The organism is Streptomyces sp. NPDC051105, assembly GCF_040682795.1.
GTDB lineage: Bacteria > Actinomycetota > Actinomycetes > Streptomycetales > Streptomycetaceae > Streptomyces.
The window spans coordinates 520,437-533,188 of record NZ_JBFBBR010000002.1; the positions used below are offsets into that span (position 1 = coordinate 520,437).

12 protein-coding genes are annotated in these 12,752 nt (G+C 70.5%); all 12 read left to right on the forward strand.

What is annotated here, in order from left to right:
- The first annotated feature begins 212 nt into the window (after window positions 1–212).
- The 12 genes from AB0N16_RS06295 (at window position 213) to sigJ (AB0N16_RS06350) (ending at window position 12,657) form a co-directional block, all read left to right on the forward strand.
- Window positions 213–1,730, forward strand: a complete 1,518-nt coding sequence (locus tag AB0N16_RS06295; protein ID WP_365793606.1) for a sugar ABC transporter ATP-binding protein — start codon at window positions 213–215, stop codon at window positions 1,728–1,730.
- A gap of 28 nt (window positions 1,731–1,758) precedes the next feature.
- Window positions 1,759–2,832: an ABC transporter permease gene (locus AB0N16_RS06300; RefSeq protein ID WP_365793608.1), complete on the forward strand. Its 1,074-nt coding sequence runs from the start codon at window positions 1,759–1,761 to the stop codon at window positions 2,830–2,832.
- On the forward strand, window positions 2,825–3,802 hold the full coding sequence (locus AB0N16_RS06305; protein WP_365793610.1) for an ABC transporter permease: 978 nt from the start codon (window positions 2,825–2,827) through the stop codon (window positions 3,800–3,802). Before AB0N16_RS06300 ends, AB0N16_RS06305 begins: the two co-directional genes overlap by 8 nt.
- A gap of 114 nt (window positions 3,803–3,916) precedes the next feature.
- On the forward strand, window positions 3,917–4,999 hold the full coding sequence (gene rhaS, locus AB0N16_RS06310) for a rhamnose ABC transporter substrate-binding protein (RefSeq protein ID WP_365793612.1): 1,083 nt from the start codon (window positions 3,917–3,919) through the stop codon (window positions 4,997–4,999).
- Window positions 5,000–5,016: 17 nt separating this feature from the next.
- Window positions 5,017–5,337 carry an L-rhamnose mutarotase gene (locus AB0N16_RS06315; RefSeq protein WP_365793614.1) on the forward strand — a complete coding sequence of 107 codons (321 nt, stop codon included), beginning with the start codon at window positions 5,017–5,019 and terminating at the stop codon, window positions 5,335–5,337.
- A gap of 29 nt (window positions 5,338–5,366) precedes the next feature.
- Window positions 5,367–6,779, forward strand: a complete 1,413-nt coding sequence (locus tag AB0N16_RS06320; RefSeq protein WP_365793616.1) for a BNR repeat-containing protein — start codon at window positions 5,367–5,369, stop codon at window positions 6,777–6,779.
- Between the two features lie 102 nt (window positions 6,780–6,881).
- Window positions 6,882–7,907 (forward strand): LacI family DNA-binding transcriptional regulator, encoded by a 1,026-nt coding sequence (locus AB0N16_RS06325; protein ID WP_360493814.1) that lies wholly within the window; start codon window positions 6,882–6,884, stop codon window positions 7,905–7,907.
- Window positions 7,908–8,000: 93 nt separating this feature from the next.
- Window positions 8,001–9,302: an alpha/beta fold hydrolase gene (locus AB0N16_RS06330; protein ID WP_365793618.1), complete on the forward strand. Its 1,302-nt coding sequence runs from the start codon at window positions 8,001–8,003 to the stop codon at window positions 9,300–9,302.
- Window positions 9,303–9,413: 111 nt separating this feature from the next.
- A complete protein-coding gene (sigJ, locus tag AB0N16_RS06335) occupies window positions 9,414–10,307 on the forward strand; it encodes an RNA polymerase sigma factor SigJ (protein WP_365793620.1) in 894 nt (297 codons plus the stop codon).
- A gap of 88 nt (window positions 10,308–10,395) precedes the next feature.
- On the forward strand, window positions 10,396–11,094 hold the full coding sequence (locus AB0N16_RS06340; protein ID WP_365793622.1) for an NAD(P)H-binding protein: 699 nt from the start codon (window positions 10,396–10,398) through the stop codon (window positions 11,092–11,094).
- A gap of 47 nt (window positions 11,095–11,141) precedes the next feature.
- The gene (locus AB0N16_RS06345) at window positions 11,142–11,606 is read left to right on the forward strand and encodes a cupin domain-containing protein (RefSeq protein ID WP_365793624.1); all 465 of its coding nucleotides are present in this window, start codon (window positions 11,142–11,144) and stop codon (window positions 11,604–11,606) included.
- Between the two features lie 40 nt (window positions 11,607–11,646).
- The gene (gene sigJ, locus AB0N16_RS06350) at window positions 11,647–12,657 is read left to right on the forward strand and encodes an RNA polymerase sigma factor SigJ (RefSeq protein WP_365793626.1); all 1,011 of its coding nucleotides are present in this window, start codon (window positions 11,647–11,649) and stop codon (window positions 12,655–12,657) included.
- The last annotated feature ends 95 nt before the right edge of the window (window positions 12,658–12,752 follow it).

Sequence of the window (12,752 nt, forward strand, 5' to 3'; positions counted from 1 at the left end):
AAAGTATGAGCCCCCCGAAGGGGTGTCAAGCACTCCGACCCACCTGGTTTTCCGTGACTCCGCCGTGACCTTTGGCTATCGAAATTTTTTCGATACGGACCCATTGACGTGACATGCCCGTGGTGCCTACGGTCCCGGCAATCCAGTTGAAACCTTTCACGACGCCGTGGAGCCGGGGCCGACCGTCTCGCCGGTGTCGTCGAGGAGCCCCCATGACCCACCCGTCCGACACGGGACCGGCCCCGGTGCTGGCGCTGAAGGACGTCTCCAAGTCCTTCGGTGCCGTCCGCGCCCTGCGGGACGTATCCCTGGAGCTGTTCCCCGGCGAGGTGCACGCCCTCGCCGGGGAGAACGGCGCGGGCAAGTCGACGCTGATCAAGACCCTCGCCGGGGTGCACCGACCGGACGCCGGTCAGGTGCTGCTCGACGGCGAACCCGTCGTCTTCCACGGCCCCGGCGACGCCCGCGACGCCGGAATCGCCGTGATCTACCAGGAGCCCACGCTCTTCCCCGACCTGTCGATCGCCGAGAACATCTTCATGGGCCGGCAGCCCCGGCGGGCGCTGGGCCGGATCGACCACAAGGCCACCCGCGCGGCCACGGCCGCCCTGATGAAACGGCTCGGCGTCGCCCTCGACCCCGACCGCCCCGCCCGCGGCCTGTCCATCGCGGACCAGCAGATCGTGGAGATCGCCAAGGCGCTCTCCTTCGACGCCCGGGTCCTGATCATGGACGAGCCGACGGCGGCCCTGACCGGCAGCGAGGTCGCCCGGCTCTTCGGTGTCGTCCGTGCGCTGCGCGACCAGGGCGCCGCCGTGCTGTTCATCTCGCACCGGCTCGAGGAGATCTTCCAGATCTGCCGGCGGGTCACGACCCTCCGGGACGGCGCCTGGATCGCCAGCGAGCCCGTCGACGGCATGACCGAGGACGACCTGGTCCGCCGGATGGTCGGTCGCGACCTGGACGAGCTGTACCCCAAACAGCACGTACCGACGGGTGAAGTCATCCTCTCCGTAAGGCGGTTGACCCGGGAGGGCGTCTTCACCGACGTCTCCTTCGAGGTGCGCTCCGGCGAGATCGTCGGCCTCGCCGGACTGGTCGGCGCGGGCCGGACCGAGGTCGCGCGGGCCGTGTTCGGCGTCGACCGCTGGGACGCGGGGGAGGTGGAGGTGCGGGGCCGCAGGCTCACCAACGGCGCCCCCTCCACGGCGATGGCCGCCGGGCTCGCCCTCGTCCCCGAGGACCGGCGCGCCCAGGGCCTGGTGATGGACATGTCCATCGAGCGCAACATCGGTCTGACCGGCCTGCGGACGACCGTCAGGGCCGGCCTGATGGACCGGGGCGCCGAGCGCAGCCGCTCCCTCGACTGGGCGGTGAAGCTCCAGGTGAAGTACGCCCGGATCGCCGACGCGGTCTCGACCCTGTCCGGCGGCAACCAGCAGAAGGTGGTCCTCGCCAAATGGCTGGCGACCGGACCGAAGGTGCTGATCGTCGACGAACCGACCCGGGGCATCGACGTCGGTACGAAAGCCGAAGTCCACCGGCTCCTCGGCGAGTTGGCCGCCGACGGGGTCGCCGTCCTGATGATCTCCTCCGACCTGCCCGAGATCCTCGGCATGGCCGACCGCGTGCTGGTGATGCACGAGGGCCGGATCACCGCCGAGATCCCGCGCTCCGACGCCACCGAGGAAACCGTGATGGCCGCAGCGACCGGGAGGGCCGCCGCATGACGACCACCCCCGTGGGGAGGGCCGCCGCATGACGGTGACCACCTCCGAACAGACCTCCGTCGCCGAGACGCCCGTGTCCGGCGGGACCCGGCTCGTCGACCGTGTCTTCAAGATGCGCGAACTCGCCATCCTGGTCGTCTTCCTGGTGATGATCGCCGTCACCCAGGCCGGCAACAGCCAGTTCCTCTCCCAGCAGGGCATCAAGGACCTGCTGCTCAACGCCACCATCCTGGTACTGGTCGCCACCGGCCAGTCCCTGGTGGTGATCACCAGGAACGTCGACCTGTCCGTCGGATCCACGCTCGGTATCACCGCCTTCGCCGCCGGCGACTACCTGCACGGCGGCGGCGACACGGTCGTCGCGATCGTGCTGGCCGTGCTGCTCGGCATCGGCTGCGGACTGCTCAACGGTCTTCTCGTCAGTCTCGGCCAGGTGCCCGCACTCGTCGTCACCCTCGGCACGCTGTACATCATCCGGGGCGTCGACTCCATCTGGGTCGGCTCCCGGCAGATCACGGCCGCGGATCTGCCCGGCGGGTTCAACGACTTTGGCTCGGGCGGGCTGTCGGCCGTCCCCTGGCTCGCGCTCATCGCCCTCGCGGTCCTGGTCGCCACCGCCTACTACCTCAAACACTTCGGCAGCGGACGGGAGTTGTACGCCCTCGGCTCCAACCCGGAGGCCGCCCGGCTGGCAGGTATCCCGGTGCGCAAGCGGATCCTCACCGCGTACACCTTCTGCGGCGGACTCGCCGGGCTGGCCGGGGCCATGTACCTGGCCCGCTTCGGCAACGTCGACTCCGGCACCGGCACCGGCTACGAACTCACCGTCGTGAGCGCCGTGGTGGTCGGCGGCGTGGTCTTCACCGGCGGCTCCGGGAGCGTGTACGGCGCCGCGCTGGGCGCGTTGCTGCTGACCTCGGTGAACAGCGTGCTGCCGGCCCTCGGGGTCAGCTCCGTCTGGGTCCTCGCCATCAACGGCTTCCTGCTGCTGCTCGCCATCGCCGTGGACCGGGTCGTGGCGCTGCGGGTGGCGGCCGCCCTGAAGAAGAAGTCGGCCCTCGAGAGGACCGCGACCAGCAAGGAGAGCACCAGCCATGCCTGAGTCCTTGACGCGTGCGATTCGCTGGGACACCGTCGTCGGCGCCCTGCTGGTCGTCCTGCTGCTGTTCTCCCTCGGCTTCGTGGACGGCTTCGGCAACTCGCTCAACCTGTCGTTCCTGATCGGCAACACGCTTCCGATCGCCCTGGTCGCGCTGCCGATGACACTGCTGGTGGTCGCCGGCGAGATCGACCTGTCGGTCGCCTCGACCGCCGGGCTCTCGGGCGCGGTCATGGGCAGGCTCTGGAACGAGGGCATGGCGATCGAGACGATCATCCCGCTGTGCCTGCTGCTGGGGGTCGTCTGCGGGCTGGTCAACGGGCTGTTGGTGACCCGGCTGGGCCTGCCGTCGCTGGCCGTCACCATCGGCACGCTCGCGGCCTACCGGGGCGTCGCGCAGATCGTGCTCGGCTCGGACGCGGTCACCGACTTCCCCACGCAGTACCTCGACTTCGCGGCCGGGCGGCTCGGCAGCACGTTCTTGCCGCGGGCCTTCCTGCCGTTCCTGGTGCTGCTCGTGATCGCCGTGGTGGTGCTGCACGCCACGCCGTTCGGGCGGTCGCTGTTCGCGGTCGGGGCGAGCGAGGAGGCGGCGCGGTTCGCGGGGATCCGGGTGAAGCGGAACAAGCTGATTCTGTTCGTGGCGACCGGCTTGATGGCGTCTTTGACGGGGATCTTCTGGGCCCTTCACTACGCGAGTGCGCGGTACGACAACGCGACGGGGCTCGAACTGAGCGTCGTGGCCGCGGTGTTGCTGGGCGGAATCGACTTCGACGGGGGCCGGGGCACGCTGGGCGGTGCGATCGCCGGGGTGTTCCTGCTCGGGGCGTTGCAGAACGTGATGAGCCTGCTGAATGTGTCCGCGCAGTCTCAGATTGTTGTCACCGGTGTGCTGCTGGTCGTCTCGGTGCTTGGGCCTCGGGTTGCCCGGCAGATCTCCTTGGCTCGGCACAGGGCGGCGAAGACCGTCTGATCACTGCGGGCCGTGTGTGGCTGGTCGCGCCCGCGCGGCGGAGCCGCACATCCAATTCAGCCCCGCGCCCCCAGGAGGGGGCGCCTCACGAACCCTCCGTCCAAAGGAACCCTCATGCGTAAGTCATCCCTCCGGCGTGCCTGCGTCGCGCTCGCCGCTGTCTCCTCCCTCGCTCTCGCCGCCACCGCCTGTGGTGGCACCACCAAGGACAACTCCGGCAGTGACAATTCGGCGGCGGCCACCTCCACCGCCAAGGCCGACCCGAACGCCGCCCTCAAGAAGGGCCTCACCGTCGGCTTCCTGCCCAAGCAGGTCAACAACCCCTACTTCACCTCCGCCGACAAGGGCGGCGAGAAGGCGCTCACCGAGCTGGGCTCCACGTACAAGGAGGTCGGGCCCTCCAGCGCCACCGACACCGCCGGGCAGGTCTCCTACGTCAACACCCTCACCCAGCAGCAGGTCAACGCCATGGCCGTGTCCGCCCAGGACCCCGGCGCCCTGTGCACCGCGCTCAAGCAGGCCATGAGCAACGGGATCAAGGTCGTCACCTACGACTCCGACACCAGCGCCGGCTGCCGCAACGCCTTCGTCTCGCAGGCCAGCGCCGAGGACCTCGGCCGTACCGAGGTGCAGCTGCTCGCCGAGCAGATCGGGTACAAGGGCGAGATCGCGATCCTGTCCGCCGCGCAGACCGCGACCAACCAGAACACCTGGATCGGGTTCATGAGGGAGGAGCTGAAGGACCCGAAGTACAAGAACGTCAAACTGGTCAAGGTCGCCTACGGCAACGACGACGCCCAGCAGTCCTTCCAGCAGACCCAGGGCCTGCTCCAGCAGTACCCGAACCTCAAGGGGATCATCTCCCCGACCACCGTCGGCATCAAGGCGGCCGCCCAGTACCTGGCCGGTTCCAAGTACAAGGGCAAGGTCAAGCTGACCGGGCTCGGCACGCCCAACGACATGCGGCAATACGTCAAGAACGGCACCGTCGACGCCTTCGAGCTGTGGGACCCCGCCAAGCTCGGCGACCTCGCCGCCCGCACCGCCGTCGCCCTGGCCTCCGGCCAGATCACCGGCAAGGAGGGCGAGACCTTCAAGGCCGGCTCCACCACGTACACCATCGGCAAGGACGGCGTGATCAACCTCGGCAAGCCGACCGTCTTCGACGCGAAGAACATCGGCCAGTTCAACTTCTAGGGACTCAAGGGGTGTTGATGCAGCGGGTCTGTTTCCTTCTCAAGGTCCGGCAGGACCGCGTCGCCGAGTACCGCGAACGCCATGCCGCCGTCTGGCCGGACATGCGCGCGGCGCTCTCCGCCACCGGCTGGCACAACTACTCACTCTTCCTGCGCGACGACGGCCTGCTGGTCGGCTACCTGGAGACCGAGGACTTCGAGGCCGCCCGCGCCGGCATGGCGGCCACCGAGGTCAACGCCCGCTGGCAGGCCGAGATGGGGCCGTTCTTCGAGTCGCCGGCCGGCACCCGGCCCGACGAGGCGATGAAGCCGCTCACCGAAGTGTTCCACCTCGCCTGACGACCCATCCCCTGGCCCAGGAGCCGCTCATGAGACGCCGTACCGTGCTCACCACCGCCATACTGGCCGGCGTGGCAACGCCGGGCACCGCACGGGCCGCCGACCCCGGCCCCTCCGTCACCAGGAAGAGCACCAGCCGACTCGACGCCCAGGCCGTCTACTTCGTCTCCTACGACGGCCTGGTCAACAACAACTCGTTCCAGAAGAACGGCCTGTTCACCTACCGGGGCTATCAGTACGCCGGCTGGTACACCTCGACCGGCGCCGCCGTGATCGGGCGCCGGGTGCTGGGCGTGTCGTCGTGGGCGACCGTCACCCTCGCCCACCGGCTCAAGTCGAGCGACTCCCACAACGTCATCTCCATGGGCGTCTCCAAGGTCGACGGCCGCCTCCACATCAACATGGACTCCCACAGCGACGGCTTCTTCTACGTGAAGTCGGTCGCCGGGCTGCTGGACAACCCCGGTTCCACGGCGTGGACGTCGGCCGTCTTCGGGGCCGTACAGACATCGCTGGACGGTGTGTCGCCGACCTCGCAGTTCACCTACCCGCAGTTCGTCTCCACGCCCGAGGGGAGGCTCCAGCTGAGCTATCGGGTGGGCATCTCCGGGAACGGCCGCAACGCCCTCGCCGAGTACGACGGTTCGCGTTGGACCGTCCTGGGGGAGTGGACCGGGTCCGGCGGGACGTACACGAGCGAGCACGGCTCGTCGACCGCCCGGAACATGTATCTGCACGGCATCGACTACGACGTGAAGGGGCGGCTGCACGCCTTCTTCACCTGGCGGGAGCAGAGCAGCGCCGTGATGTGCAACGGCGGCGGCATCACCAACCACGACACCGGCTACGTCTACTCCACCGACCGCGGCCGCACCTGGCGCAACGACGCCGGCGCCCTGGTCGCCACCACCGGCACATCGGACACGGTCTCCGTCACCGACCCGGGTCTCGTCGTCGACCCGCTCAACCCGGACCACTCCCTGATGAACCAGGAGAGCCAGTGGACCGACTCCGCCGGCCTTCCGCACGCGATCATCAGCTACGTGCCCGGCCGTTTCGGCCAGTGCACCACGAACTACGTCGGCGACCGCACCGCCAACGGCCGCGCCTTCCACCTCCGCAAGAACTCCTCCGGGACCTGGCAGAAGACCGAGATCCCGGTCGCCCTGAACTCCAGCCAGCGCACCAAGCTGGTCCTGGACAAGTACGACAACGCCTACGCGGTGTTCCCCTACGGCCGGATCGCCGGCGCGTCCAAGTCCTCCGGGTACACGGACTGGGCGCTGCTCCACGACGGCGGCGGGCTGAACGCCTTCGGCGAGGTCGTGGTCGACGAGATGCGGGTCGCGGCGGACCACGTCCTGTCGTTCATGTACCAGGAGACGTCGAGCGGTACGACCCCCTCGGCGCTCCATGTCGTCGACTTCGCCCTGCCCGGCTGACCCCGGGCCGGTGCCCGAGGCATGTCGTAATGTGAAGCCCTTCCGGATGTGCCCTTCCTCGCTGTGAAGGTGACGTCCACGGTTCCCTGGAGGTCTCGCCCGATGGCCCAGTCGGTGGGTATCAAGGACGTCGCCCGCGCCGCCGGAGTCTCGGTGGGCACGGTCTCCAACGTCATCAACCGCCCGGACACCGTCGCCGGCGAGACGCGGGCGCGGGTGCAGTCGGCGATCGACCGGCTCGGCTACGTCCGCAGCGAGTCCGCGCGTCAGCTGCGCGCGGGCCGCAGCCGGATCATGGGCCTGCTCGTCCTCGACATGGGCAACCCCTTCTTCGTGGACGTGGCCCGGGGCGCCGAGCGGGCGGCACGGCAGGCCGGGGTCGGTGTGATGGTCTGCAACAGTGCCCAGAACGCCGGTGAGGAGGCCGACTACCTCGCGCTCTTCGCCGAACAGCGGGTGCGCGGCGTCCTGCTCACGCCGGCGGACGCCACCGGCCGCAACATCGAGACCTTCCGCCGGCACGGCATCCCCTTCGTGCTGGTCGACCGGGTCGCGGAGGGCACCACCGAGTGCTCGGTCAGCGTCGACGACGTGGCGGGCGGGGCTCTCGCGGTCCGCCATCTCGTCGACGCGGGGCACCGGTCCATCGCCTACGTCAGTGGACCGCCCGGGCTCAACCAGGTCCGCGACCGGCGCACCGGTGCCCTGAACGCCCTCGCCGAGGCGGGCCTCGGCCCCGACGCGCTGCGCGAGCTGCCGACGGAGCGTCTCGACGTCGCGGCCGGACGGGACGCGGGGGCCCGGCTGCTCGGCCTCGCCGACCGGCCCACCGCCGTGTTCTGTGCCAACGACCTGCTCGCCCTCGGTGTCCTGCAGGCCATGTACGCGGCCGGGGTGGTCGTCCCGGACGACCTGGCGATCGTCGGCTACGACGACATCGAGTTCGCCGCCGCGGCCGCCGTACCGCTGACCTCCGTCCGCCAGCCGGCCGTCACCATGGGCGCCATGGCAGCCGACCTGCTTCTGGAGGAGACCGAGGAACGCGAGGGGCAGGCGGCCCACGAGCACCGCCGGGTGGTGCTCCAGCCGGAACTGGTGGTGCGCCGTTCCAGCCTCGCCGCCCGCTGATCGGTTATTCAGTAACGATTTCATGATCCCGGGGGCGAACGGGCCCCGGACGTGTGCTGAACTGGGTCGCGACCGTCCGTCCCGGGAGAAACGTTGAGCCTCAGCTACCGCCAGCCCGGCGTCGTCCTCACCGACCGCCACTTCACCGTCCCTCTGGACCACGCGGACCCGGGCGGCGAGACCATCGAGCTGTACGCCCGGGAGGCGGTCGCGAGCGACAAGACGGACGAGGAACTGCCCTGGCTGCTCTATCTGCAGGGTGGCCCGGGATTCGGGGCGAATCGTTTCGTCGGACGGCAGGCCTGGCTCGACCGGGCCCTGCGGGACTACCGCGTCCTGCTCCTCGACCAGCGCGGCACCGGCCGCTCCACCCCGGTCAACCGGCAGACGCTGCCGCTGCGCGGCGGCCCCGCCGCCCAGGCCGACCACCTGGCCCGCTTCCGCGCCGACTCGATCGTCCGGGACTGCGAGGCGATCCGCCCACAGGTCACCGGCGGCGCCCCCTGGACCACCCTCGGCCAGAGCTTCGGCGGCTTCTGCACGGTGACCTACCTGTCGTTCTTCCCGGAAGGCCTCAAGACCTCCCTCATCACCGGTGGCCTGCCGTCCCTGGACGCGCACGCCGACGAGGTCTACCGGGCCGCCTACCCGCGCATCGAACGCAAGGTCACCGCGCACTACGACCGCTACCCGATGGACGTCGGGCGGGTCCGGCGGATCGCCGAGCACCTCCTCGACCACCAGGTGGTCCTGCCGAACGGCTACCGTCTCACCGTCGAGGCCTTCCAGTCCCTCGGCCTGATGCTGGGCATGAGCGACGGCAGCCACCGCCTCCATTTCCTCCTGGAGGACGCCTTCGTCCGCACCCCGGCCGGCCCCGAACTCTCCGACGCCTTCCAGGAACAGGCCCAGGCCCTCCTGTCGTACGCGGGCAACCCGCTGTACGCCCTCCTCCACGAGCCGGTCTACGGCCAGGGCACCCGCCCCACCGCCTGGGCGGCCGAGCGGGTGCGCGCCGAGTACCCGCAGTTCGACGCGGCCAAGGCGCTCACCGACGACGCCCCGGTGCTGTTCACCGGCGAGACGGTCCACCCCTGGATGTTCGAGACCGACCCGTCCCTGCGCCCGCTGCGCGAGACCGCCGAACTGCTCGCCGCCCGCACCGACTGGCAGCCGCTGTACGATCCGGCCCGGCTCGCCGCGAACGAGGTCCCGGTCGCCGCCGCCGTCTACCACGACGACATGTACGTCGACGCCGGGCACTCGCTGCGGACCGCCCGAGCCGTCCGGGGGCTGCGCACCTGGGTCACCGACGAGTTCGAGCACGACGGAGTGCGCACCGGCGCCCCGCGGGTCCTGGACCGGCTCCTCGCCCTCGCCCGCGACGAGGTCTGAGCCCCCCGACGGAGAACGCGGACAGGGGGTGTCCGCACCTCCTGGTAAGACAGTGCCCGGGAAGGACGCTCGGCCACCGCCGCGCGCCCCGGCCGACGAACGGGGAGAAGGATGAACGACACGGAACTGCTGGCCCGCCGCTTCGAGCAGCACCGCGACCGGCTGCGCGCGGTGGCCTACCGGATGCTCGGCTCGCTAGCCGAGGCCGAGGACGCGGTCCAGGAGGCCTGGCTCAAGCTCGGACGCACCGACGCGGACGAGATCCGCAACCTCGGCGGCTGGCTGACCACGGTGGTCGGCCGGGTCTGCCTGGACATGCTGCGCTCCCGTACGGCCCGGCGCGAGCAGCCGATGGACGAGACGTTCGTCCCGGACCCGGTGGTCAGGCCGCTGTCGGAGGTGGACCCCGAGAAGGAGGCGGTGGAGGCCGACTCCGTGGGGATCGCCCTGCTGATCGTCCTGGAGACGCTGGAGCCCGCCGAGCGCCTGGCGTTCGTGCTGCACGACATGTTCGCGGTGCCCTTCGACGACATCGCGCCCATCGTGGAACGCGGTGCGGCGGCGACCCGGCAGCTGGCCAGCCGGGCCCGCCGCCGGGTGCAGGGGGCCACCCCGTCGGCCGACCCCGACCTCGGCCGGCAGCGCCAGGCACTGGAAGCCTTCCTCGCCGCCTCCCGCGGCGGTGACTTCGAGGCGCTGGTCGCGGTGCTCCACCCCGATGTGGTGCTGCGGGTGGACTCGGGCGCGCTGGTGCGCGGAGCGGCAGCCTCCAAGGTGCTGCGCGGGGCCCGGTCGGTGGCCGAAGGGGCGTTCACCTTCCGGCAGTTCTCGGTCTGGTCGCGGCTCGTGCTCGTCAACGGCACGGTCGGCGTGGTCACCATGCCCGAGGGACGCCCGTTGTCGGTCTCGGCCGTCACCGTCGTGGACGGCCGCATCACCGAGATGTACATCCTCGCCGACCCCGACCGGCTCGAACGCCTGGACCTGCCCGCCCTGGAGATGTGATCCACGTCCCACCCGGCGGCGCGATGTCACACTCGTCGCCCCCGGGCCCCTCCCAGATGGCAGAAGACCGCAGGAGAGGGGAAGACACGTGAATCTCGTCGTATTCGGGGCGAACGGACCGACCGGGCGGCAGGTCACCGCGCAGGCGATCGCCGAAGGCCACACGGTCACCGCCGTCACCCGCCGCCCCGGGGAGTTCCCGCTCAGGGACCCGCGGCTGCGGGTGGCCGGTGCGGACGTGTTCGACCCCGGCGCGGTGGAACGCGCCGTGGCCGGGCAGGACGCGGTGATCTCGACGCTCGGGGTGCCCTACAGCCGAAAGCCCGTCACCGTGTATTCCGAGGGCATCACCCGCGTCACCCAGGCCATGACGAAGCACGCTGTCCGGCGCCTGGTCTGTGTGAGTTCGACCGTGCTCTTCGGTGTGGCGGCACCCGGCGAGACCTTCCTCTTCCGGAAGGTGCTCGAACCCGCCATCGCGCGCACCGTCGGGCGCACCGTGTACGAGGACATGCGGCGCATGGAGGAGATCGTGCGGGACGGCGATCACCGGTGGACCGTCGTCCGGCCCGCCGGTCTCTTCGACACGGACGCCGTCAGCTCCTACCGGGTCGCCACCTCGCGCCTGCCCGGCCGGTTCACCTCCCGCGCGGATCTGGGCAACGCGCTGCTGCGTGAGGCGGTCGACGACCGTCATGTGCGCGCCTTCGTCGACGTCCGCACCTCGGAAGGTGTTCCGGGCATCCTCGACGTCATCCGCAAAGAGGCGTTCGGGGGCAAGAAATGAATCCGGATCCGACCGAGCCGCCCGAGCCGACCGAGGAGGCCACGCCCATGTCCCAGGACCGTTTCGTCCTGCTGGAGCCGGGTGCCGTAAGGCCGGGGCGGATCCCGCTGCCGCCCGCGTTCGCGGTCAAGGCGACGACCGACGACACCGAGGGGCGTCTCTCGGTGCTGGAGGTGACCCTGGCCCAGGACATCCCGCGCCATGTCCACCGGCACGCGGACGAATGCGTGTACGTGCTGGACGGCGTCCTGGAGATCGAGTTCGACGACCGTGGGCACCAGGCGCCCAGGGGAACCTTCGCACTGCTCCCGCGTGGCGTCCCGCATGCGCTCCGCGGCGCCTCCGACCCACCGCCCCGGGTCCTGCAGATCTCCTCGCCCGGCGGCTGGGAGAGGTATCTGGAGGACCTGATCGAGGCGGGGCCCGCCGTCTTCACGGAGGGGCGGCTGGACCCCGTCAAGGTCAACCCCATCGCGGCCACGTACCACATCGGCTACGAGGAACAGAGCTGAGCGCGACGGACAGGAGGTCAGGAAGACAGGAGGGCGACCCATGACAGCCGAATCCGGAGAGAACCCGGCGACGGGCGGAGCGGGACCGCCCCAGGACGTGCCGCCGAGCACGGGAGAGCGGCGGGACGGCCCTGCGGACGCCGCGACACGGCTCTTCGTCGACCACCGCGAGCTGTTGTTCTCCGTCGTTTACAACATGCTCGGCAGTGTCGCCGACACCGAGGACGTACTCCAGGAGACCTGGCTGTCCTGGTCCGGCAAGAATGGCCGGACGCCGTTGCGGGAGATCGGCAATCCGCGGGCCTATCTGGTCCGGATTGCGGTGAACCACGCGCTCGCCCGGCGGGCGGCCATCGCCTCCCGACGGGAGACCTACGTCGGTCCCTGGCTGCCCGAGCCCCTGGTCACCGACGCCACCGCCGGCCTCGCCCCGGACACCGCCGACCACACGGTCCGCTCCGACACGGTCTCCATGGCGTTGCTGGTGGTCCTGGAGACCCTCACCCCGCTGGAACGGGCGGTGTTCGTCCTCCACGAGGTGTTCGGCTATCCCCACACCGAGATCGCCGGCATGCTCGACCGCAGCCCCGCCTCGGTACGTCAGCTCGCCCACCGGGCCCGCGCCCATGTCCACGCCCGCCGCCCCCGCTACCGCGCCCATCCCCGCGTCCGGCGGGAGGCGACCGAGCGGTTTGTCTCGGCGGCCCTCGGCGGCGACATCCAGGCCCTCATGGAGATCCTGGCCCCGGACGTGACGGTCTGGATCGACGGCGGAGGCGCACGGCAGGCGGCCGGGCTGCGTCCGGTCCACGGCCGGGAGAAGGCCGCCCGCATGCTGGCCGGTTACGCCACCCGGCGCGCCGGGGACCTGGACGTGCACTACCGTCGGGTCAACGGCGACGACGCGGCGGTGCTGTTCACGGGCGACTCCCCGTACGCCGTGATGGTCATGGATCTCACCCCGGACGGCGACCAGGTCTCCGGCGTCTACGTCGTCACCAACCCGGCCAAGCTCACCCACGTACGACCGGACGAGGACCCGGTTCAGTAGCGCGCGGTGCCCGATGACCGCGGTCCGCTTTGGAGTCGGCGGGCGCGGCCGAGGGGGTCCGCCGGCGCCAGGCGAGCGTCTGAGGCGCGGTTCCA

Bases quoted from the DNA above. Each gene is read 5' to 3' on its own strand.
- AB0N16_RS06295 (WP_365793606.1), top strand. From the start codon at position 213: ATGACCCACCCGTCCGACACGGGACCGGCCCCGGTGCTGGCGCTGAAG.
- AB0N16_RS06315 (WP_365793614.1), top strand. From the start codon at position 5,017: ATGCAGCGGGTCTGTTTCCTTCTCAAGGTCCGGCAGGACCGCGTCGCC.
- sigJ (WP_365793626.1), top strand. From the start codon at position 11,647: ATGACAGCCGAATCCGGAGAGAACCCGGCGACGGGCGGAGCGGGACCG.
- AB0N16_RS06320 (WP_365793616.1), top strand. From the start codon at position 5,367: ATGAGACGCCGTACCGTGCTCACCACCGCCATACTGGCCGGCGTGGCA.
- AB0N16_RS06325 (WP_360493814.1), top strand. From the start codon at position 6,882: ATGGCCCAGTCGGTGGGTATCAAGGACGTCGCCCGCGCCGCCGGAGTC.
- AB0N16_RS06345 (WP_365793624.1), top strand. From the start codon at position 11,142: ATGTCCCAGGACCGTTTCGTCCTGCTGGAGCCGGGTGCCGTAAGGCCG.
- AB0N16_RS06305 (WP_365793610.1), top strand. From the start codon at position 2,825: ATGCCTGAGTCCTTGACGCGTGCGATTCGCTGGGACACCGTCGTCGGC.
- rhaS (WP_365793612.1), top strand. From the start codon at position 3,917: ATGCGTAAGTCATCCCTCCGGCGTGCCTGCGTCGCGCTCGCCGCTGTC.
- AB0N16_RS06300 (WP_365793608.1), top strand. From the start codon at position 1,759: ATGACGGTGACCACCTCCGAACAGACCTCCGTCGCCGAGACGCCCGTG.
- sigJ (WP_365793620.1), top strand. From the start codon at position 9,414: ATGAACGACACGGAACTGCTGGCCCGCCGCTTCGAGCAGCACCGCGAC.